Here is a 20,420-nt window from a genome sequence, read left to right as displayed (position 1 = left end):
AGTATGTTGATTTTACCAACGCAAGAGAAAGAGAGAGTTGTGTCCATCGATATTATGAGGGGGTTTGCATTACTAGGGATTTTTGTAGTGAATATGCTGTTTTTTCATGGTCCTTATATTTATGTAAATCCTTACACATGGTATCAAAATCCACAGGATTATGAGACGTTTAAGTGGATTGATATATTTGTGCAAGGAAGTGTGTATCCGTTATTTGCCATGCTGTTTGGGTATGGGCTTGCGATGCAGTTTACAAAATCAGAAAAGGCGGGAACTTCCTTTTGGAAGCTTGCTGTTAGAAGACTACTGATTTTATTAGGAATTGGTTGTATCCATGCTTTTCTAATTTGGTCTGGAGATATACTGATTACGTATGCGTTTGCTGGGTTATTGCTTATCTTATTAATGAGTTTGAAGCCAGTATGGCTATTTGTTATTGGGGCTGTGCTATTTCTAATACCAAACGGTCTGTTGATGGGGCTGGTATATATAGCGAGCCTTATAGACCCAGAAGCATTAACCGTATATGCAGGAATGCAAGAGGTAGAAGCTTCTATCTTAGCTTATTCACAGGGAAGCTGGGGAGAGATTTTATCCCGAAACCTGGCAGATTGGTGGTATATGAATCAGTGGGGCTCTAATTTTCTACTCGCCATCACCAATATACTTCCATTTTTGCTTATTGGGGCAGCAGCGTCAAAGCTTAAGCTTATCGAGCGAGCAAAAGAATTGAAGGTTTTTTGGATTATTACTGTTTTAGTATCCTTCATTGTGGGAACATATATTAAATGGTTGCCATTTACAAAGGAAGCTAATATTTTTTATAGTTCAGCAGGTGATTTATTTGGTGGAGCACTTCAAGCGATTGCATATGGAGGGTTCTTAGCTCTTATTTGTAGTATGCCAATCGTGGCGAAGATCCTATCGCCTGTCGGAAAAGCGGGACGTATGTCGATGACCCTTTATCTGATGCAATCCATTATTGCGACTACTATCTTTTATTCGTATGGCTTTGCGTTGTACGGTAGAGTGGATGTAAGCACCGGAACGTGGATGGCCGTTGGGATTTATGTGCTCCAAATCATTTTTGCAGAGATTTGGTTTACGAAATTTAAGCAGGGACCAGTAGAGCTAGTCTGGAGAAAACTGACTTATTCAAATAGTTCAACAAAATAGATGAAAACATTGTCAAAGTATAATAGACTAGATGAATAGATTGTAAATTTCTTTGGAGGAGTGTTATAGATGAAACTGTTGTCATACCGAATAAACGACAAAATTTACTTTGGTCCTAAGGTGAAAAAGGAAGAGGCAGTGTGGGATGTACTAACAATTCAGGAACAGCTTCAGATACTTCCAAGTTTCCCGGCCACTATCGTCCAAGGTGTAAGCTTCGGTATCGATTTTGTGGAACAGATTCGCGTATTAGTGGAAGCAGCTTTGAAGGAAGAAAACCCTAATATCTTTAAGCGTGCATTTACAGAAATTGAATGGCTAGCGCCAATCCCTAGAACACCTAAAAATATAATGGCAATTGGGAAAAACTATGCAGATCACGCAAAAGAAATGGGAGGAGTAGCAGAGGAATTTGTGGTATTTACCAAAGCACCAACAAGTATCGCTGCGGATGAACAGACACTTCCAATTCATTCAGATATAACGGATTCCTTAGACTATGAAGGCGAGCTTGCCATCGTTATAGGAAAAGAAGGGAAGAATATTCCTTCTAAGATGGCCTATGACTATATATTCGGTTACACAATAGCAAATGACATTACAGCGAGAGATTTACAAAAGAAACATCAGCAGTTCTTTTTAGGAAAAAGCCTTGAATGCTCCTGTCCAATGGGACCGTACGTAGTAACGAAGGATGAAATTCCAAACCCACAGGACTTAACGATTGTGACAAAGGTAAATGACGAAATACGACAAAACGGAAAAACATCCGATATGATCTATTCGGTTGAGGACATTATCTGCGAGATTTCGAAGGTCGTAACACTAGAGCCTGGAGACGTGATTCTAACCGGCACTCCAGCAGGGGTAGGAAAAGGATTCAATCCACCTAAATTCTTAAAATCTGGAGATATTGTGAAAGTTTCCATTGAAGGCATCGGAACTCTAGTGAATAAATTCGAGTAGTTGCTAGAATTGTGCTACAATAAAGTCATTAAACGATGTTGAGGTGAGCCAATTGGATATTTTAGCAAATACGCATTTACACATTACAACTTGGGCAGTAGGATTAATTCTTTTCTTTATTGCATTAGCTATCAAGAACCCAAAAGTTGTACACATGATTTTACGAGTGGATTACTTACTAATTATAGCTACTGGTGTAGCACTATTCATCAAAGGAATGGACTACGGTGAAGGAATGCTTTACGGATTTAAGTTCATTGCTGGTCTTCTAGTAATCGGAATGATGGAGATGGCTTTAGTGAAAAAAGGAAAAGGAAAGCCATATACTACTTTCCTAGTACTAGTATTTGTATTCTTCTTTATCACTGCATTCCTTGGCTTCAAATTGCCAATGGGTTTCAATTTCTTAGCTTAATAACAGAACGAGAGAGTATAGATTCGCAGTTTGCGAGTCTATGCTCTTTTTATTTGGGGAATTATTGAGTGGTAAGGAATATTGTTCGCTGAGGAATCTATTGCTCGGAAACGAGGGGTTACTGCGCGATAGGAGAGGGCTATTGCGCGAAAGAAGAGGTTTATTGCGCGGAAATGAGGACCTACTGCTCGCAGAGGAATCTATCGCTCGGAACTAGGACTCTACTGCGCGGTAGGAGAGGGTTATCGCTCGAAAGAAGGAGTCTATTGCGCGGAAATGAAGGGTTACTGCTCGCAGAGGAATCTATTGCTCGGAACTAGAGTCCTATCGTGCGATATGAAGGGTCTACCGAGCGAAACCGGGTTTGTACCGAGCGATGTGAGGGTTCTATCGAGTGAAACTGAGGTCGTATCGAGCGCTAGTGGATCTATCGCTCGGAACTGTGGATGTCTCGAAAAAATTAGGTTTCTATCAATCTGTAAGGTATATACCTTCGAGCCGGGTGTGTAATACCTCTTTTATTGGTAATAAACTTCTCATCTTTAAACTTCCTCCTATCAACCACGATTTCACAGTTTAGACGAATTATAAATACGGAATTCTTCGTAAATAATAGCGATTAGAACGGACCTTTGTTAAAATTAACGATGGACAAGTTCTTATTATAAGGAGGATTTCCTTTGACATGTAAAAAGTTTGTGTTATCACTGCTACTTATTGGTAGCTTGTTGATTTACAATATTCCGACTGTATTTGCTGAAGAAAATGAAACCATACAGGATGAAAGCATTTATGATTTATTAGTAGACCGATATTTTAATCAGTTATCAGCAAATGACTATAACATTGATACGAAGAACCCTGCTGCGTTTGCCGGTGGAGATTTTGTAGGGGTAACAGAAAAGCTGTTGCATATTTCGGATATGGGCTTTACTATTCTATCAATTGGACCAGTCTTCTCGACAGAGAGCTATGACGGCAAAGCGATTCTTAGCTTTGATGAATTAGAGAAGCAGTTCGGGACGCAAGAAGAATTTGAAGCATTAATTGAGAAGACCCATGACAATAATATGAAGCTCATGGTAGAGTTTCCGCTAAATAATTTTAGCGAAAGCCATGTATGGGCAGATGATCAGGAAAAAGCAGATTGGATTCAATCAACTGAAGATGGAAGAACACAATTAGATCTTCAAAAAACAGAGGTTCAAGATGCTTTAATCGAAGTGTTTGTTGGGTTTGCTCAGAAATATGAAATTGATGGAGTGAAACTATCTGAATTGGAGGGTGCTCCGACAGATTTTATTAACCGTCTGATACAAGCATTAAAAGAAGTTCGCTCACCGATGTATGTCATTACTTTGGAGGAAGCAGAAGGGAACTTTGATACCCAATACAGTTCAGAATCGCTTGAAATTTTCCGGAATGCATTTAAAAATGTTGATCTCTCTACTGAAGGAATCGACCAAATAGCATCTAATCAGCTTGTCATGATTGATAGTGTGGATACACCAAGATTCACGGTTTATAGTGCATTAGAAAATATGTTTCCTCCCACTCGTATCAAGAATGCGATGGGAGCCATTCTTACTTTGCCAGGCGTGCCTTATATGACCTATGGTACCGAGATTGCGATGAATGGTGAGAAAAGGGAAGATGCACACCAAATCATGAACTTCCGAGTAGATGAAGAGCTGATTGAATATATTCAAGACATCCATTCCATTCGAAATAAATCCGAAACCATGAGAACTGGTGATCTGGAGCTAATAAAAAATGAAAATGGCTATATTGTCTATAAGCGATCTTCGGAGGATGAAACATTTATAGTAGTAGTAAATAATACTTCCAAAACGCAAAGAATAGATATAGCAAGTGAAGTTGTAGGAGAAGAGAAGGAGCTAAGGGGCATTTTCGAATCTGATGTGGTTCGACCGTCAGACGATGGATCTTATCGCTTAGTGATAGACCGTGAAATTGTGGAAGTGTTTCAGGTAACCGATAGAAAAGGTCTCAATACTTCTTATATTATTGCAATGGCTGTTTCTTATCTATTATTTATTGTTTTTCTCGTTATTGTTTGGAGAAAAGGAAAACAACGAAGAAAAGATGAGGAAACAAAATAGGTAAAGAATTAAGGCGCATTCTATTTTGTAGAAATAGAATGCGCCTTATCGTTTAGCATGGACAGTTATGCTTGGTGTTGAAGATATGGAGGAGGGACGATTAGCCAGCCCTTTTCCTTTACCAGCTTTAAAAGCTTCGCGCTAAGCTGTGCCTTTTTCATATGGAATTGTCCATACATCATGGCGATATCTTCTCTAGTACAGATACCCATTGCCTCACTACAAGATACTAAGCCAGCTGCTCCGTCCATTCCTAACGCTGCAGCAATTTCAGGGTCATTGAATCTTGCTCCTGCTGGGATGTCCTCTAAGTTAGCGACAGGTCGTTCAGGAGGGGCAGGTGGAAGTCCTACACCATTTACTTTTAATACTTTTTCAAGCTCCTTATTCTCGTCCTTTGCGCAGTCAATAAAATCAAGGATGATCTTGCGTAAGTCTTCATCACCAGTGTGGTTATAAAATGTTTGATACGCTGCAACGAAACCTTGGTTTACTGTTAGGTTTGTCCAAATAGTAAAAACCTCGCCACAATGCAGTGGCTCATTTTGTTGATTGCCTGATAGGATTCCCATAATTTATCTCCTTTGTTGATTATCATGAATTTCTTCATGTAGAGATTAGTATGGATGTAAACAGCAGAAGTATCCAAAAAAGTAGGCAGGTCTCAAAAGACTTGCCTACTCTAAAAAGTTATTGGAATGATTGCTTATTCAAGAAAAATAGAGCTACAGCTCCAGGACCAGTGTGTGCACCGATTACGGAGCCAATTAAATGGATTTGTACTTCTTTTGGTTGGTAACGTTCTTCGATCATTTGCTTTAATTCATTCGCCTTTTCCAAATCATCTGCATGGCTAATCGCTACGATTTGCTCCGAAAAATTGGATCCTCTTTCATCCATTAAATCAACAATTCGTTTAATTACTTTTTTAGAGCCTCTCACCTTTTCAATCGGAACAAGCTTTCCATCTTCCACATGCAAAACTGGCTTAATATTTAATAGCCCACCAATAAATGCGCTAGCTTTTGAAACTCGGCCACCTTTGGCAAGGTAATCTAAATCTTCTACTGTAAATAAGTGCACCATGTTCAAAGCCATGCTTGTAATTGTCTTCTCTATTTCTTCAAGGGTAGAATGAGAGTCTCTCATTTTTACAGCTTCTTGGATAAGGAGACCATAGCCAAGAGATGCACATTTTGAATCGATAATGGTTAATTTCAACTCTGGGTATTTTTCTAAGACTTGTTCCCTCATCATAACAGCTGTACTGTATGTACCGGAAAGCTCGGAGGAAAAGGAAATATAAATTCCTTCTTCGCCTGATTTTGCTAGCTCTTCAAAAACGGTTAAAAATAGCTCCGGTGAAACCTGGGAGGTTTTCGGCTGACTTCCATTTCGAATTGCTTGATATACTTCCATAGAGTTAATAGCTACAATGTCTTCATATTCCTTGTCCTCAATATGAACACGAAGAGGAAATAATTCCACGTTATTCTCTGTAAAAAATGATTTTGGTAAGTCACTGCCACTATCTGCAAATATTTTCATATCCATCCCCCTTAAATCGTTTTACGTTAATTTTAATCTTTCCTTTAAGAATTCTGCAATACCATCTTCGTTATTAGAAAAAGTTATTTCATTCGCAATATTTTGTAATGGTTTAATTGCATTGCCCATCGCTACACCGATTCCGGCATATTCTATCATTTCTAAATCGTTGTCTTCATCCCCAAATGCAATAATTCTCTCTTTCGGTATGCCCAAATAATTTGATACATGGGAAAGGCCGACTGCTTTGTTCAAGCCACTTTTCACGATTTCTATTACATCCCAAGGTGCGCCCCAGCGACGGTGGTCAATTACCTCTGCATGCACGTCTCCTAGATGCTTTCTTACTTGCTCTACTGATTCCTCTTCTGGATGAATGAGTAAGCAGGTAGGATCTGTTGTTAAAAAAGTGCGCAAGTCTCCAGTTGTTAGATAGGGGTTACCTAAAGCAAAGGCAGAGATCATTTTTTCATCGTGGTAATGCATGTACACATCATCTTTTACCTCTGCAAGCATGTTCTTAATAGAATATTCTTCTACTGCTTCGATTACCTCTTTTACAACTTTCAAGTCAATAGGAGTATGTTTTATCTCCCAAGAAGCATTTTTTGGATGATGCACGAAAGCTCCATTAAAATTTACGATGGGAGTATGTAATCCTAGTTCACGATAATACATTTCACTAGCTCGATAAGGTCTCCCAGTAGCAATCATAACCTCGTGGCCAGCTTCCTTTGCTTGAAGAAGGACTTTCTTCGTTTTGGAAGATATGACTTTTTCATCTGTTAATAAAGTTCCATCTAAATCTAAAACAATTAAATGACGATCCATTTCTTAAACTCCTCTCTATTGTAAAGTGTATCCTGTTAAAGGTAGGACGTCAAAACGAATTAACGTCTTTTGAAAAAGAGCTTTTGCTTTGGTAAAATAATATATTATCGGAGGTGGATGGAATGATTGTTCAATCAGAAAAGTGGGATGGTATACCTCTCTTACATATATACAATAATAGTATGGATGAAGAAGCGCCCATCGTAATTTTTTTACATGGGTTTGAAAGTGGGAAAGAGCACAACCTGCATTATGCGTATCAGCTTGTACAAAAAGGTGTTCGAGTATTCATGCCTGATGCTCATTTACATGGGGAACGCGACGAGCAGTTGGATCAAATCCAAATGAGTCTTCGGTTTTGGGAAACTGTTTTAACTTCTATAGAAGAAGTAGGGAAGCTAAAGAAGGAACTCGAGAAAAGAGGCTATCTTACAACTCAACGTATGGGAGTTGCAGGAACCTCCATGGGTGGGATTACAGCCCTTGGGTGTTTAACTGCATATCCATGGATTGACTCAGCTGCTATTATGATGGGAACGCCAGGCTATGTAGAGCTTGCGAAGCAGCAAATTTCGACATTTGAAACAAGTGGCTTCCAAATTCCTCTGTCAGATGAAGAAAGAGAAAAAATGTTTGCTACGCTTGCAATGTTTGATGTTACCACTCAAATGGAAAAGCTGGAGGGGAAGGGCTTGTTTTTCTGGCATGGTGAGAAAGATGAAGTGGTTCCTTACAAGCCAACTGCAGCTTTTATTCAGAAATTTCAAGCTGCATATGGTGAGGAAAGCATCGAATTCATGAGTGAAAAATCCTCAGGGCATGCAGTTTCTCGTAAAGGCATGCTAAGAGCGATGGAGTGGCTTGCAAACAGTTTGGCATAATGATGTTAGTTTGCTATGATTAGGTGAAATGAAAGAAGTTAGGAGGAATCATAAATGGATCAAGACATGAAAGATAGCATGATGTCGGCCCTTGAAAATGTGATCGATCCTGAGCTAGGAGTCGACATAGTAAATCTAGGCCTAGTATATGAGGTAGATTTGACAGAGGAAGGACTAGCTACTGTAACAATGACACTAACTTCCATCGGTTGCCCAATGGGACCTATGATTGTTGATCAAGTAAAAACTGCATTGGCAGAGTTGCCTGAGGTTAAGGATACAGAGGTTAATGTCGTATTTAATCCACCTTGGTCAAGAGATAACATGTCACGTTATGCAAAGATTGCTTTAGGGATAAGGTAAAAAGAACAGCAAAAAGTGTATGCTCCTTATTCAGGGGCATACACTTTTTTATTTTAAAAATACAAATTTTTCAATTTTGGCGCTTGCGTATTTCAGTGCTGTTCAGCTCCAGCGCCTTGCCCCTCGAGGGCCAACAAGATGTTGGTCAGGAAAACGTTGTCACACAATGTGACGTTCTTAGTTTTCCTTCCGTACTCGCCGTACCCCATTTGCTTGTTGGGGCAGACGTAGGCGCTTGCGCATTTCTTAATCTATTCGACAAATACATAAGGGACAGTTTTCACATTGGTTTTCATTGCGCAATTTTTCTATGTCATGAATGGTAATGATACCCTTTTGAAAGGATACGATGCCTTCACTTTTTAAGTCATTTAGCATTCTGTTCACTACTTCTCTACTCATCGCACAAAGGTTGGCAATATTTTGATTGGTTAAAGGGAAGTTTATTTTAATACTCCCATGATTCTCAGGAACTCCATAAGTATTCGCTAAACGAATCAAAGTAGAGTACAGAGCACCTTTTTTCCCATTTAACATTAAATCTCGGAACCTTGTTTGATTTCTAGAGTATATAAGCTGTACATATTTCGTCCACTCTACCATTATACTCGTTGAGTTTACTAGAAGTGCTTCGAATTTACTTCTATTTAACGCGGTTAAAAGAGTGGGCTCCATAGAAATTGCCGAAAAATGATGGATTGAGCTGTCTGAGAAGATTGAATCCTCCCCTATGCAATTCTGAGGACCAACAATTCTTAGCATCATCTGTTTGCCACCCTCTGTATCTTTTACGATACTAATAGAGCCAGTATGGATGAAGAAGATATCATTGGATTGCTCTCCCTCTTTAAAGACGGGTCTATCTTTTTCAATCTTTATATTTGTACCATATTGCTGAAATAAAGCTACAATGTCTGGGGATAATAATATATTATCGCTCACTTATGACCCCCACCTTTCCAGTTTTCTATCCATCATAGCATATTTCTTTACAATATATGCTAGAAGCAATACTATTGTATTAGTCAAGAAAGGTCAAACTTTTTTAGAACGGAGTTGAAAGTAATGCAATTAAATCAGCAAGATCAAAAAAGCCCGTTAGATACTTATGGAAGAAACCTAGTAACAGCAGTTAAAGAAGGAAAGATGGATCCTGTCATCGGACGAGATCAAGAAATCAGAGATGTTATTCGTATTTTGTCTAGAAAAACAAAAAATAACCCCGTCTTAATAGGAGAACCAGGCGTAGGTAAAACTGCTATAGTAGAAGGACTCGCTCAACGGATCGTAAAAAAAGACGTGCCAGAGGGATTAAAAGAAAAAGAAATTTATGAGCTTGATATGAGTTCGTTAATTGCTGGAGCAAAATACCGTGGAGAATTTGAAGAGCGCCTTCAAGCTGTGTTAAAGCAGGTCAGAGAAAGCGAAGGACAAATCATTCTTTTTATTGATGAAATCCATACGATAGTTGGTGCAGGGAAGTCAGATGGAGCAATGGACGCAGGTAATATGCTGAAGCCTATGCTCGCTCGTGGAGAATTACACTGTATTGGTGCGACTACATTAGATGAATACCGAATGCATATTGAAAAGGACCCTGCTCTTGAGCGGAGATTCCAACAGGTTCTAGTTCGTGAGCCGTCTGTAGAGGATACTATTTCTATTCTACGTGGGTTGAAGGAACGTTTCGAGTTACACCATGGTGTACGAATACATGACCGAGCAATAGTGGCAGCTTCCCAGCTATCAAATCGTTATATAACGGAGCGTTTTCTTCCGGATAAAGCAATTGACTTGATAGACGAGGCTTGTGCAATGATTCGTACAGAAATAGATTCTATGCCTCAGGAATTGGATGAGGTCACTAGACGTATTATGCAGCTCCAAATTGAAGAGCAGGCGTTAATGAAGGAAAAGGATGCTGCTAGTCAGAAGCGTTTAGAACTATTGCGTGAAGAGCTGAAGGAATTGGAAGATTCTATAAAAGAAATGAGAAGCAAATGGGAAAATGAAAAGAAAGCCATCCAAGTTATTCAGCAGAAGAGAGAAGAGCTGGACCGTTATCGTAGAGAATTAGAGGAAGCGGAAAATAACTATGATTTAAATAAAGCAGCAGAGCTTCGACACGGGCGAATTCCATCACTTGAAAAAGAATTAACTGAATATGAGCAGGATGTTAATAAAGGAGCAGAAAATAGATTGCTTCGTGAGGAGGTAACCTCCGACGAGATAGCTTCTATTATTTCTAGATGGACAGGGATACCTGTGACGAAACTTGTCGAAGGAGAACGAGAAAAGCTGCTTAGACTAAAGGAGACACTTGGTGAAAGAGTAGTTGGCCAAGACCAAGCAGTTCGATTAGTGACAGAGTCAGTATGGAGAGCAAGAGCTGGTATTAAGGATCCAAATAAGCCGATTGGAAGCTTTTTATTCCTAGGGCCAACTGGTGTTGGGAAAACGGAGCTTGCTAAATCATTGGCTGCAAACCTATTTGATTCGGAGGACCATTTTATTCGAATCGATATGTCTGAGTATATGGAAAAGCATAGTGTTTCCCGCTTAGTTGGTGCTCCTCCTGGTTATATAGGATATGAAGAAGGCGGACAGCTGACAGAGGCAGTAAGAAGAAATCCATATTCCGTTGTATTATTGGATGAAATTGAAAAGGCTCATCCAGACGTTGCGAATATTCTGTTGCAGCTGATGGATGATGGTCGTATTACCGATAGTCAAGGTAGAATTGTAAACTTCACGAATACGGTTGTAATTTTAACCTCTAATATAGGTTCACAATACCTTACAAATACAACAGGTACAGTGGAAGAAGCAGAGGAAGCAATGGTAATGGCGGCGCTACGTGACCATTTTAAACCGGAGCTGCTTAATCGAATGGATGACATCATTATGTTCCATTCTTTATCGACTCAGCATTTTGAAAAAATAGCAGAAAAATATGTGAAACAGCTACAAAAGCGTTTAGTAGAACAAGAAGTGAGCTTACAGGTTCACGAAGATGTGTATAAATGGATTGTAAAGGAAGGGACAGATGCGGCATACGGTGCGCGTCCTTTAAAGAGATTTATCCAGCGTCATTTAGAAACTGCGGTTGCACGTATGCTCATAAGCGGAAGTATTCCACCAGGCGGAAAAATTGAAGCTAGGATTGAAAACAATGAGCTTGTAGTCACTGCGGCTTAAGTTGATAAAAAAAGAGGGTACCCAAAATATCGGGACACCCTCTTTTCTTATAGATTAATGATGGTCATGTGTTGGAGCTGGATCGTTTGGAATAATTGCAGTAATCAACAAAATGATAATAGCTGCCGGAATGGCCATATAAAGCCCGTCCATTAATTCAAACTTCGCTACACCTTGAACGGAACCAACTACATAGTTAAGCATTGTAACTAAGATAATTGTCCAAAAGAACGTCATAATATATTTCATTTCATTCACCTCATGCTTAAATTGACTAACTGTATCATACCATATGTTGTCCCAATGCAAAAGAATATTTATAAATGGTTCTAATTATATTGAAAATTAATGTTTTATTCGCTATTATTAATACCAGGTACTAATAATAGATTACAAGAAGAGAGGGATACGATGAATGCTGGTATTATCGGTTTAGGAACCCACACTCCAGAGAAAATTCTAACTAACCACGATTTAGAAAATCGATTAGATACTTCAGATGAATGGATTCGTACAATGACTGGGATTGAAGAGAGAAGAATTGCAGGTCCTGAGGAAGATACTTCTCATATGGCATTCAAGGCGGCTGAGAATGCAATCGAACATGCACAAATTTCTCCTGAAGAAATTGGGTTGATTATCGTTGCAACTGTAACACCTGACAAACCTTTTCCAAGTGTGGCAACGATGATTCAAGAACGGCTCGGTGCAGTTCATGCAGCTGCGATGGATATTTCGGCAGCTTGTGCTGGATTTATGTATGGATTAGTAACGGCAAAGCAATTTATCGAATCAGACACATATAAGTATGTTTTAGTAGTAGGTGTAGAAAAATTATCGAAAGTCACTAATTGGGAGGATCGAAATACAGCTGTTCTATTTGGAGATGGAGCAGGTGCAGCTGTGGTTGGAAAGGTTTCAGAAGGTAGAGGAATCCTTTCTTACGAGCTTGGAGCAAACGGCACTGGTGGAAAGTATTTATTCCAAGACGGACCTCACATCTATATGAATGGTCGTGAAGTATTTAAATTTGCAGTTCGTCAGATGGGTGAGTCCGCTGTCAATGTCATAGAAAAGGCTGGTCTGAAGAAAACGGATATAGATTTACTGATACCTCATCAGGCTAATATTCGAATTATGGAGGCTGCTAGAGAACGACTAGAGCTTCCGGTAGAAAAGATGTCGAAGACAATTCATAAATATGGGAATACTTCTTCGGCTTCTATTCCTTTATCATTGAAAGAAGAGCTTAATAATGGCAAAGTGAAAGACGATGATGTCATTGTCATGGTAGGCTTTGGTGGAGGATTGACATGGGGCGCTATTACACTTAAATGGGGAAGATAAATATAAAAAAAGGGGAGTAATAAGGATGACAAAGCGTAGAGTTGTGGTAACTGGATTAGGTGCAGTTACCCCGCTAGGGAATGATTTGGAGACAACTTGGTCTGGAATTAAGGCAGGTAAATCTGGAGTAGGAATGCTAACTAGGTTAGATGCAGATTTATTTTCAGCTAAAATAGCGGCAGAAGTAAAGGATTTTCAAATTGAAAATTATATTGATAAAAAAGATGCTAGGAAAATGGATCGATTCACTCATTATGCCCTGGCTGCTTCCATTATGGCTGTAAAAGAAGCAGGACTTGAGATAACAGATGAGCTAGGACTTCGTACTGGTGTATGGATTGGCTCCGGCATTGGAGGAATGGAAACATATGAACAGCAATTTCGTGTGTTTTTAGAGAAGGGTGCTAGAAGAGTAAGTCCATTCTTTGTTCCGATGATGATTCCTGATATGGCTTCTGGACAGGTGTCTATTCATTTTGGTGCTAAAGCAATAAATTCTTGTACAGTAACCGCATGTGCTTCTGGCACGAACTCCATAGGCGATGCTTTTAAGGTTATTGAACGTGGAGATGCGGACATTATGATAGCAGGAGGCGCGGAAGCACCCATTACAAGTATGTCAGTTGCAGGATTTTGTTCCAGTACAGCGCTTAGCTTAAATACAGATCCTGAAAAAGCATCCAGACCGTTTGATGCAAATCGAGATGGTTTTGTTATTGGCGAGGGAGCCGGGATAGTAATTCTAGAAGATTATGAGCATGCAAAAGCACGTGGTGCAAAAATCTATGCAGAAATAATTGGCTATGGTTCAACCGGAGACGCTCACCATATCACGGCACCAGCGCCAGAAGGAGAGGGAGCTGCAAGAGCGATGAAACAGGCATTGGAGGATGGAAACGTTCAACCAGAAGCGGTAGATTATATTAATGCGCATGGTACCAGTACCTCTTATAACGACGCATTTGAAACAATGGCTGTGAAAAGCGTTTTTGGAGAGCATGCATATAAGCTTGCCATGAGCTCCACAAAATCAATGACTGGTCATTTATTAGGAGCAGCAGGTGGTGTAGAGGCCATCTTTACAGTCCTAGCCTTACATGAAGGTATCCTTCCGCCAACGATCAATTTAGAGACGCCAGATCCACAATGTGACCTAGATTACGTACCAAACGAAGCAAGAGAAAAGAGTATTCAATTTGCTATGAGTAACTCGTTGGGCTTTGGTGGTCATAATGCAAGTATATTATTTAAAAAGCTAGATTAGCATATCCGTCTATCTTGAGAAATTTGTTTTACTCCTGATTAAGTTTAAAAACATCATCTAGTTTAATTTTCCTATCAGTTACCTATTCTTTCCATATAAATGAGAAGGAATAGGTTTTTTTGTAATCATTCTATGAAATTAGTTTGAAAAAAAGTCGAATATTTGATGGTAAATAAAAAAATTTTTTTCAAACAACTAATATCCTTCCAAATATAGATGGCAGTTGACTTTCTTGTACTTTATGGAATTGAGTAAATATATCAAATTGATTGAAAAGTTAAAAAATGTATTGCTCTTGAAATAAACTTGTAATAAAATTCATATCTAAGAGAACAACAAATAAAAAATTTGAGGTGTACACATGGCAATCAATCATACTTTTAAGAAAGAGACACCCTTATTGAAAGTGAAAAACTTACAAACTGGTTTTAAGATAGATGGTGAATATTATAACGCTGTCGATAATGTTTCTTTCCACGTAAACAGGAAGCAAATTGTCGGAATAGTAGGAGAATCTGGTTGTGGAAAGAGCGTTATGTCCCTTTCTATCATGCAGCTCTTAGCTCAAGGCATTGGTAAAATCCGCGGTGGAGAGATTGTTTTTGAGGACAAAGTAATTTCCGAAATGAACGACAATCAGATGAATAAAATCCGAGGAAAAGATATCTCTATGATTTTCCAAGAGCCAATGACATCTTTAAATCCTGTATTTACCATTGGCTACCAAATACAAGAAGTGCTTTTAAATCACGAAAAGATATCGAAAAAGGCTGCTAGAGAGAAAGCAATCGCGTTGTTAAAGAGCGTTGGTATTCCAAGAGCAGAGAAAATTGTGGATGAATATCCTCATCAATTATCTGGGGGAATGAGACAAAGGGTGATGATCGCTATATCCATTGCCTGCCAACCGAAACTTCTTATCGCAGACGAGCCAACAACTGCCCTTGATGTAACCGTACAAGCTCAAATCTTAGAATTACTTAAAAACATTCAAGAAGTGAATGACATGTCAATCATCCTAATCACGCATGATTTAGGCGTGGTAGCCGAGATATGTGATGAAGTTATTGTTATGTACGCTGGTAAGATTGCCGAAAGAGCGAATGTCGTAGAGTTGTTTGAACGACCGAAGCATCCATACACACAGCTTCTGATGCAAGCAATACCTAAAATGGATGAGGATGTGGAAAAGCTAGCAACAATTGATGGGCTAGTTCCATCTCTAAAAGATATGCCAGCAGTGGGATGTAGATTTGCTAATCGATGCCCAATGGCAATGCCTCAATGTACAGTTATTACACCTGAATTAATAGAAACGGAAGCTGGGCACGAAGTTGCTTGCCACCTATATGATATGAGCATAGTGAAGGAAGGAGCAAGCGTAGTATGACAACAAAGGATTTCGCACAGGAAGAAAAGTCAGAATTATTAGAACCCGAAGAGCTGCTAAGGGTAGAAAATTTAAAGCAGTACTATCCGATTCACGGGGGATTTTTTAGAAGAGTAGTAGGAAATGTAAAAGCAGTTGATGACATATCCTTTACTATACGCAAAGGTGAAACCCTTGGTCTTGTAGGAGAATCAGGTTGTGGGAAATCAACTACAGGTAGAACAATTCTCCGATTGATGAAGCCGACTGGTGGAAAAATATTCTTTGATGGAAAAGATATTACAAACCTTAAAGGCAAGAAATTGCAAATGGCTAGAAGAGATTTTCAAATGGTTTTCCAGGATCCTTATGCTTCCTTAAATCCTATGCAAATGGTTGGGGATATTATTGCAGAGCCCATACTAAACTATGAAAAACGGAATCCTAAGGAATTAGAATCATATATTAAAGGATTATTACTCAAAGTTGGTTTACCTGAAGCAGCATATTACAAATATGCCCATGAGTTTTCAGGTGGTCAAAGGCAGCGTATAGGAATCGCCCGTGCGCTAGCATTAAACCCGAAGATGATTATAGCGGATGAACCAGTTTCAGCGTTAGACGTATCTGTACAATCACAGGTATTGAATCTTCTAAAGGATCTACAAAAAGAATACGGTCTAACTTATTTGTTTATTGCCCACGATTTAAGTGTGGTAAAGCATATGAGCGATCGTATCGGAGTAATGTATTTGGGCAACCTCGTTGAGATTGCTTCAAATAAAGATTTATACAGTGAACCGCTGCATCCTTATACGCAAGCGCTCATCTCTGCTATCCCGGAGCCCAAGCCGACAGTGAAGAAAAAGCGCATCGTGTTACAAGGTGATGTTCCGAGCCCTGCAAACCCGCCAACCGGATGTCCGTTCCATACAAGATGTCCAATGGCACAGGAAGCTTGCTCACAAGTAAAGCCTTCTTTGAAGGAAGTAAGACCAGGGCATTATGTAGCGTGTATCTTGTATGATCAAAACTAAAAAATATTTGGGGGGAAAAGAATGAACAAGAAGTCTCTATTTTGGCTAGTTGCCATGATGTTAACGTTAACTTTATTCTTAGCAGCATGTAATGAAGATAGCCAAGAAAAAACACCAGCTGATGACACAAAGAAAGAGCCAACTGAAGCAGTAACACCAGAAGAAGATAAAAAAGGCGGTACTTTAGTATACGGTCTAGATGCAGCTCCAGAAGGATTATTTAACTTCTCATTCTATGGAATTGCTACAGATGCAGAAATTATTGGCCTATTTGATGAAGGGTTAATCGAATTCGATGAAAATCTTGCTCCACAGCCAAACCTTGCTTCTTGGGAAACAGAAGATAACAAAGTGTTCAAATTTACATTTGAGCAAGGTGTTAAATTCCATAATGGCGATGAACTTACAGTTAATGACTGGGTATTTGCTTTAGAAACACTTGCTCATCCAGATTATGATGGTCCACGTTATTCTAACGTTCAAAATATCGTAGGTGCTGCTGAATTCCGTGAAGGAAAAGCAGACAGTATCTCTGGTATCAACGTAATCAATGACTATGAAATTGAAATAACATTTGATCAAGCTCGTGTAAACAACTTAACAGATCTTTGGACATACGTGATGCCATCTAAAGCATTTGCAGACATCCCAGTTGCTGAAATGTCTGCTAGTGACCTGGTAAGAACAAATCCAATTGGTCTTGGTGCATTCAAAGTAGAAAAAATTGTACCAGGTGAGTCAGTTGAATTAGTACGTAACGAAGATTACTGGAAGGGTGAAGTTAACCTAGACAAAATCATCGTACGTGTAATTGATAATACTTCTACTGTAGGTGCTCTACAAAATGAAGATGTTCACATGATCGCTTTACAACCAGTTTCTGGTCCTGAAGTAGAAAAATTAGATAACGTAGAAATTATGACAGCTCCAGGTCTTTCTTATTACTATGTTGGATTTAAGTTAGGTAAGTTTGACAACGAGAAACTTGTTGTTTCTGAAACATTACCAAAATATCAAGATAAAAAATTACGTCAAGCGATGATGTATGCACTTAACCGTCAAGAGTGGGTTGATGCATTCTGGTTTGGTTATGCGAAACCAGTAAGTAAGCCAGTTCCTTCAGCACACTGGATTTCTGCTGATGAGAGCGAATTAAACACTTATGACTACAATCCTGAAAAAGCGATGGAATTGTTAGACGAAGCTGGCTTTGTTGATAAAGACGGAGACGGTAAACGTGAAGATCCAAATGGTGAGAAATTTGTTGTGAAATTCTCTCACTATGCTACAGGAAACCCTACATTTGAAGCACGTGCAAAAGCACTTACTCAATACTGGGATGCAATTGGTTTAGCTACTGAGTTAGAAATGGTAGAAGTTAACCTTTACTATGACATGATTGAAAAAGATGACCCAGCTATCGAAACATTCTTCGGTGGATGGAGTGTTGGAGCAGATCCAGACCCAACTGGTACTCAAAGATCTGACCAATTATGGAACTACACTCGTTACAGCAATCCTGAAACTGATAAAATGCTAACCGATGCATTAGACATTGAGGTTGTTGGAACAGACCAAGAAAAACGTAAAGAAATTTATGTTGAATGGCAAAAAATCATGAACGAAGAGCTTCCAATGCTTTATATTGCAGAGCTTGAAGAAATCTTAGCTGTTACTAAATCAGTTGGTGGGGTTACAATCGACGTTTCTGGAACAAATAACCCATCTGAATGGTACATGATTAAAGAATAATAGAGTGTAAAGATTCAGCGGCACGCAAATATGCTGCCGCTGAATTCTAATTTTTTGCTCTTATGCACGGTAAGATTTATTTCCTGAAATGTGTCTTACCGTGCTTGAGAGCTAGCAACAAAGATTGTCAGACAAGGAGAGTATGCAATGTTAAAATATACAATCAGACGGATTCTTGGAATGATTCCAATGCTTTTCCTTGTATCCATCGTGGTGTTCACTCTAGCAAAGCTAATGCCAGGGGATTCCTTCAGTGGCGAAATAGATCCAAACAACACTGACCCAGCTTACATTGAAGAGATGCGTCAAAAGTCTGGATACTACGACCCTATCCCTGTGCAATATTGGAACTGGATTACAAATTTTGTACAAGGAGAGTTCGGAAAATCTACTCGCTATAAAATAGATGTAGCAGACTTAATTGCAGAAAAGCTGCCAAATACCATTTTTCTTGGAGTATCAGCTCTTGTCATTACATATTTCTTAGCTTTCCTAATGGGAATGTATTCTGGTAGAAAGCCATATACTCTGGGAGACAATCTAATTGCCGGCTTTAATTATACGGCATTAGCTGTGCCATCATTTGTAGCAGCAGTATTTGCCATTTACTTCTTTTCTTTTAATTTGCACTGGTTTCCTTTCGGGGGCTCAGTGGATATCCAAGTAACTGATGGAACATTCGAATATTATTTAAGTAGGATTCATCATGTAATCTTACCTGCATTAGTATTAGGGGCATTAAGTACAGCATCCTATACGCAATTTTTACGAAATGATATTATCGAGAATTCCCGAAAAGACTATGTGCGTACTGCAAGGGCAAAAGGAACAAAAATGTCTAAGATCTATAACGTGCATATTCTTCGAAATTCCATTATTCCATTAGTAACTTTCTTAGGATTTGATTTTGTAAGCTTAGTTGGTGGTGCAATTATTACGGAAACCATCTTTACTTACCCAGGTATTGGACAGCTATTTTTACAATCTGTAACTAATCGTGATTATCCAACACTTATGACCTTGACGATGATGTTTACGGTTTTAACCTTAATAGGAAATCTAATCGCAGACCTATTATATGGCGTTGTAGATCCTCGAATTGGTTTGGAATAGGGGGGAGGAAAGAAAATGACAGCATCAACGACTACCACGGCTTTAAATCAGCCACAGAATAATAATAAAAGTCTTTCTCCCTTAGCAATAGCAAGGAGAAAATTCCTTCGTAATAAGCTTGCGATGATCAGTGTTGTCTTTCTATCTATAGTTATTATCACTTCATTACTCGCACCAGTAATAGTACCAATGGTATCTCCAATTGAGGATATAAAGACAGTTAACATTGCGCATATGAGTAAGCCACCTAGCGATGAGTTTGTACTAGGTACAGATAAAAGTGGGCGAGATGTCTTTGCTCGACTTCTCTATGGTGGAAGAATCTCATTATTAGTTGGATTTTCGGCGACATTGATTGTAGTAGTGATCGGATCTTTAGTTGGAGCGTTGGCAGGTTTCTTTGGAGGAAAAATAGATAGCCTACTCATGCGTTTTACCGATTTCGTTCTAAACTTTCCATTCCTTGTTTTTGTTATCGTTTTAAATACGATTTTACGTGACAAAGTTGATGGCTTATGGGTATTAATAGGGGTAATTGGATTGCTTAGCTGGGGTGGTGGCGCACGTTTGGTAAGGAGTAAAATACTTGCTGAAAAAGAAAATGAGTATATACTTGCCGCTGTTTCCATAGGTAGTAGTCCAACAAAAATCATTATGAAACACTTATTACCTAATGTAGTTTCTACGATTATTGTGCAAGCAACACTATTATTTGCTGGAATGATCGTGGCAGAGTCAGGTCTGAGCTACCTAGGGTTTGGTGTTCCTCAAGAAATACCGAGCTGGGGGAATATGTTAGCATTTGCAAATGAGCCAGACGTACTTCAAGGGAAACCTTGGATGTGGATGCCACCAGCTCTAGTAATTACGTTAACTATTCTTTCCATTAACTTTATTGGAGAGGGTCTAAAAGATGCCTTCAACCCTAAATCTTTAAGATAATAAAGAAAAGCGCTAGCGCCTATGTCTGCCCCGACAAGCAAATGGGTACCGGTGAGTACGGAAGGAAAACTAAGAACGTCACATCGTGTGACAAC

General features: G+C 39.1%; 19 protein-coding genes. 14 read left to right on the top strand and 5 right to left on the bottom strand.

Features of this window, described 5'->3' with window-relative positions; all coding sequences use genetic code 11:
- Nucleotides 1–3: 3 nt before the first annotated feature.
- From AC1VU3_RS05520 to AC1VU3_RS05505, 4 genes are all read left to right on the top strand, one after another.
- Nucleotides 4–1,176 carry a DUF418 domain-containing protein gene (locus AC1VU3_RS05520; RefSeq protein WP_480388792.1) on the top strand — a complete coding sequence of 391 codons (1,173 nt, stop codon included), beginning with the start codon at nucleotides 4–6 and terminating at the stop codon, nucleotides 1,174–1,176.
- A gap of 69 nt (nucleotides 1,177–1,245) precedes the next feature.
- Nucleotides 1,246–2,142 carry a fumarylacetoacetate hydrolase family protein gene (locus tag AC1VU3_RS05515; RefSeq protein ID WP_480388791.1) on the top strand — a complete coding sequence of 299 codons (897 nt, stop codon included), beginning with the start codon at nucleotides 1,246–1,248 and terminating at the stop codon, nucleotides 2,140–2,142.
- Between the two features lie 43 nt (nucleotides 2,143–2,185).
- A complete protein-coding gene (locus AC1VU3_RS05510; protein ID WP_480388790.1) occupies nucleotides 2,186–2,557 on the top strand; it encodes a YisL family protein in 372 nt (123 codons plus the stop codon).
- A 680-nt stretch (nucleotides 2,558–3,237) separates the two neighbouring features.
- Complete coding sequence (locus tag AC1VU3_RS05505; protein ID WP_482982983.1) at nucleotides 3,238–4,680, top strand: alpha-amylase family glycosyl hydrolase; 1,443 nt, start codon at nucleotides 3,238–3,240, stop codon at nucleotides 4,678–4,680.
- A gap of 65 nt (nucleotides 4,681–4,745) precedes the next feature.
- On the opposite strand, the gene AC1VU3_RS05500 is transcribed toward AC1VU3_RS05505, so the two are convergent.
- The 3 genes from AC1VU3_RS05500 to AC1VU3_RS05490 form a co-directional block, all read right to left on the bottom strand.
- Nucleotides 4,746–5,252: a DUF3231 family protein gene (locus AC1VU3_RS05500; protein WP_480388788.1), complete on the bottom strand. Its 507-nt coding sequence runs from the start codon at nucleotides 5,250–5,252 to the stop codon at nucleotides 4,746–4,748.
- Nucleotides 5,253–5,370: 118 nt separating this feature from the next.
- Entirely contained in the window at nucleotides 5,371–6,228 is an 858-nt protein-coding gene (locus AC1VU3_RS05495) for a DegV family protein (RefSeq protein WP_480388787.1), read from the bottom strand.
- Between the two features lie 21 nt (nucleotides 6,229–6,249).
- Nucleotides 6,250–7,059 carry a Cof-type HAD-IIB family hydrolase gene (locus AC1VU3_RS05490; RefSeq protein WP_480388786.1) on the bottom strand — a complete coding sequence of 270 codons (810 nt, stop codon included), beginning with the start codon at nucleotides 7,057–7,059 and terminating at the stop codon, nucleotides 6,250–6,252.
- A gap of 122 nt (nucleotides 7,060–7,181) precedes the next feature.
- Here AC1VU3_RS05490 and AC1VU3_RS05485 point away from each other — a divergent pair, with 122 nt between their 5' ends.
- Together AC1VU3_RS05485 and AC1VU3_RS05480 are read left to right on the top strand one after the other, a co-directional pair.
- Nucleotides 7,182–7,940, top strand: a complete 759-nt coding sequence (locus AC1VU3_RS05485; RefSeq protein ID WP_480388785.1) for a prolyl oligopeptidase family serine peptidase — start codon at nucleotides 7,182–7,184, stop codon at nucleotides 7,938–7,940.
- Between the two features lie 54 nt (nucleotides 7,941–7,994).
- Entirely contained in the window at nucleotides 7,995–8,303 is a 309-nt protein-coding gene (locus AC1VU3_RS05480) for a metal-sulfur cluster assembly factor (protein ID WP_480388784.1), read from the top strand.
- 246 nt (nucleotides 8,304–8,549) lie between these two features.
- Here the strand turns inward: AC1VU3_RS05480 and AC1VU3_RS05475 are convergent, their stop codons facing one another.
- Entirely contained in the window at nucleotides 8,550–9,245 is a 696-nt protein-coding gene (locus AC1VU3_RS05475; protein WP_480388783.1) for a Crp/Fnr family transcriptional regulator, read from the bottom strand.
- A 123-nt stretch (nucleotides 9,246–9,368) separates the two neighbouring features.
- On the opposite strand from AC1VU3_RS05475, the gene AC1VU3_RS05470 reads away from it, so the two are divergent.
- A complete protein-coding gene (locus AC1VU3_RS05470; protein WP_482982982.1) occupies nucleotides 9,369–11,501 on the top strand; it encodes an ATP-dependent Clp protease ATP-binding subunit in 2,133 nt (710 codons plus the stop codon).
- Nucleotides 11,502–11,555: 54 nt separating this feature from the next.
- Here AC1VU3_RS05470 and AC1VU3_RS05465 read toward each other — a convergent pair whose 3' ends face one another.
- On the bottom strand, nucleotides 11,556–11,750 hold the full coding sequence (locus AC1VU3_RS05465) for a DUF2929 family protein (RefSeq protein WP_480388781.1): 195 nt from the start codon (nucleotides 11,748–11,750) through the stop codon (nucleotides 11,556–11,558).
- A gap of 162 nt (nucleotides 11,751–11,912) precedes the next feature.
- Here AC1VU3_RS05465 and AC1VU3_RS05460 point away from each other — a divergent pair, with 162 nt between their 5' ends.
- From AC1VU3_RS05460 to opp4C, 7 genes are all read left to right on the top strand, one after another.
- Entirely contained in the window at nucleotides 11,913–12,848 is a 936-nt protein-coding gene (locus tag AC1VU3_RS05460) for a beta-ketoacyl-ACP synthase III (protein ID WP_480388780.1), read from the top strand.
- 25 nt (nucleotides 12,849–12,873) lie between these two features.
- Entirely contained in the window at nucleotides 12,874–14,112 is a 1,239-nt protein-coding gene (fabF, locus tag AC1VU3_RS05455) for a beta-ketoacyl-ACP synthase II (protein WP_482982981.1), read from the top strand.
- A gap of 361 nt (nucleotides 14,113–14,473) precedes the next feature.
- Nucleotides 14,474–15,502 (top strand): ABC transporter ATP-binding protein, encoded by a 1,029-nt coding sequence (locus AC1VU3_RS05450; RefSeq protein ID WP_480388778.1) that lies wholly within the window; start codon nucleotides 14,474–14,476, stop codon nucleotides 15,500–15,502.
- Complete coding sequence (locus AC1VU3_RS05445) at nucleotides 15,499–16,518, top strand: ABC transporter ATP-binding protein (RefSeq protein WP_480388777.1); 1,020 nt, start codon at nucleotides 15,499–15,501, stop codon at nucleotides 16,516–16,518. Before AC1VU3_RS05450 ends, AC1VU3_RS05445 begins: the two co-directional genes overlap by 4 nt.
- A gap of 21 nt (nucleotides 16,519–16,539) precedes the next feature.
- Nucleotides 16,540–18,270, top strand: a complete 1,731-nt coding sequence (gene opp4A / locus AC1VU3_RS05440) for an oligopeptide ABC transporter substrate-binding protein (protein WP_480388776.1) — start codon at nucleotides 16,540–16,542, stop codon at nucleotides 18,268–18,270.
- A 147-nt stretch (nucleotides 18,271–18,417) separates the two neighbouring features.
- Nucleotides 18,418–19,383, top strand: coding sequence for an oligopeptide ABC transporter permease (gene opp4B, locus AC1VU3_RS05435; RefSeq protein ID WP_480388775.1), 966 nt, complete (start codon nucleotides 18,418–18,420; stop codon nucleotides 19,381–19,383).
- Nucleotides 19,384–19,398: 15 nt separating this feature from the next.
- Nucleotides 19,399–20,325, top strand: a complete 927-nt coding sequence (opp4C, locus tag AC1VU3_RS05430; protein WP_482982980.1) for an oligopeptide ABC transporter permease — start codon at nucleotides 19,399–19,401, stop codon at nucleotides 20,323–20,325.
- The last annotated feature ends 95 nt before the right edge of the window (nucleotides 20,326–20,420 follow it).

It is taken from the genome of Psychrobacillus sp. Z16_25, from assembly GCF_056856695.1.
Note: the sequence above shows the minus strand (reverse complement) of the source record. Positions and strands in the feature narration are given on the sequence as shown.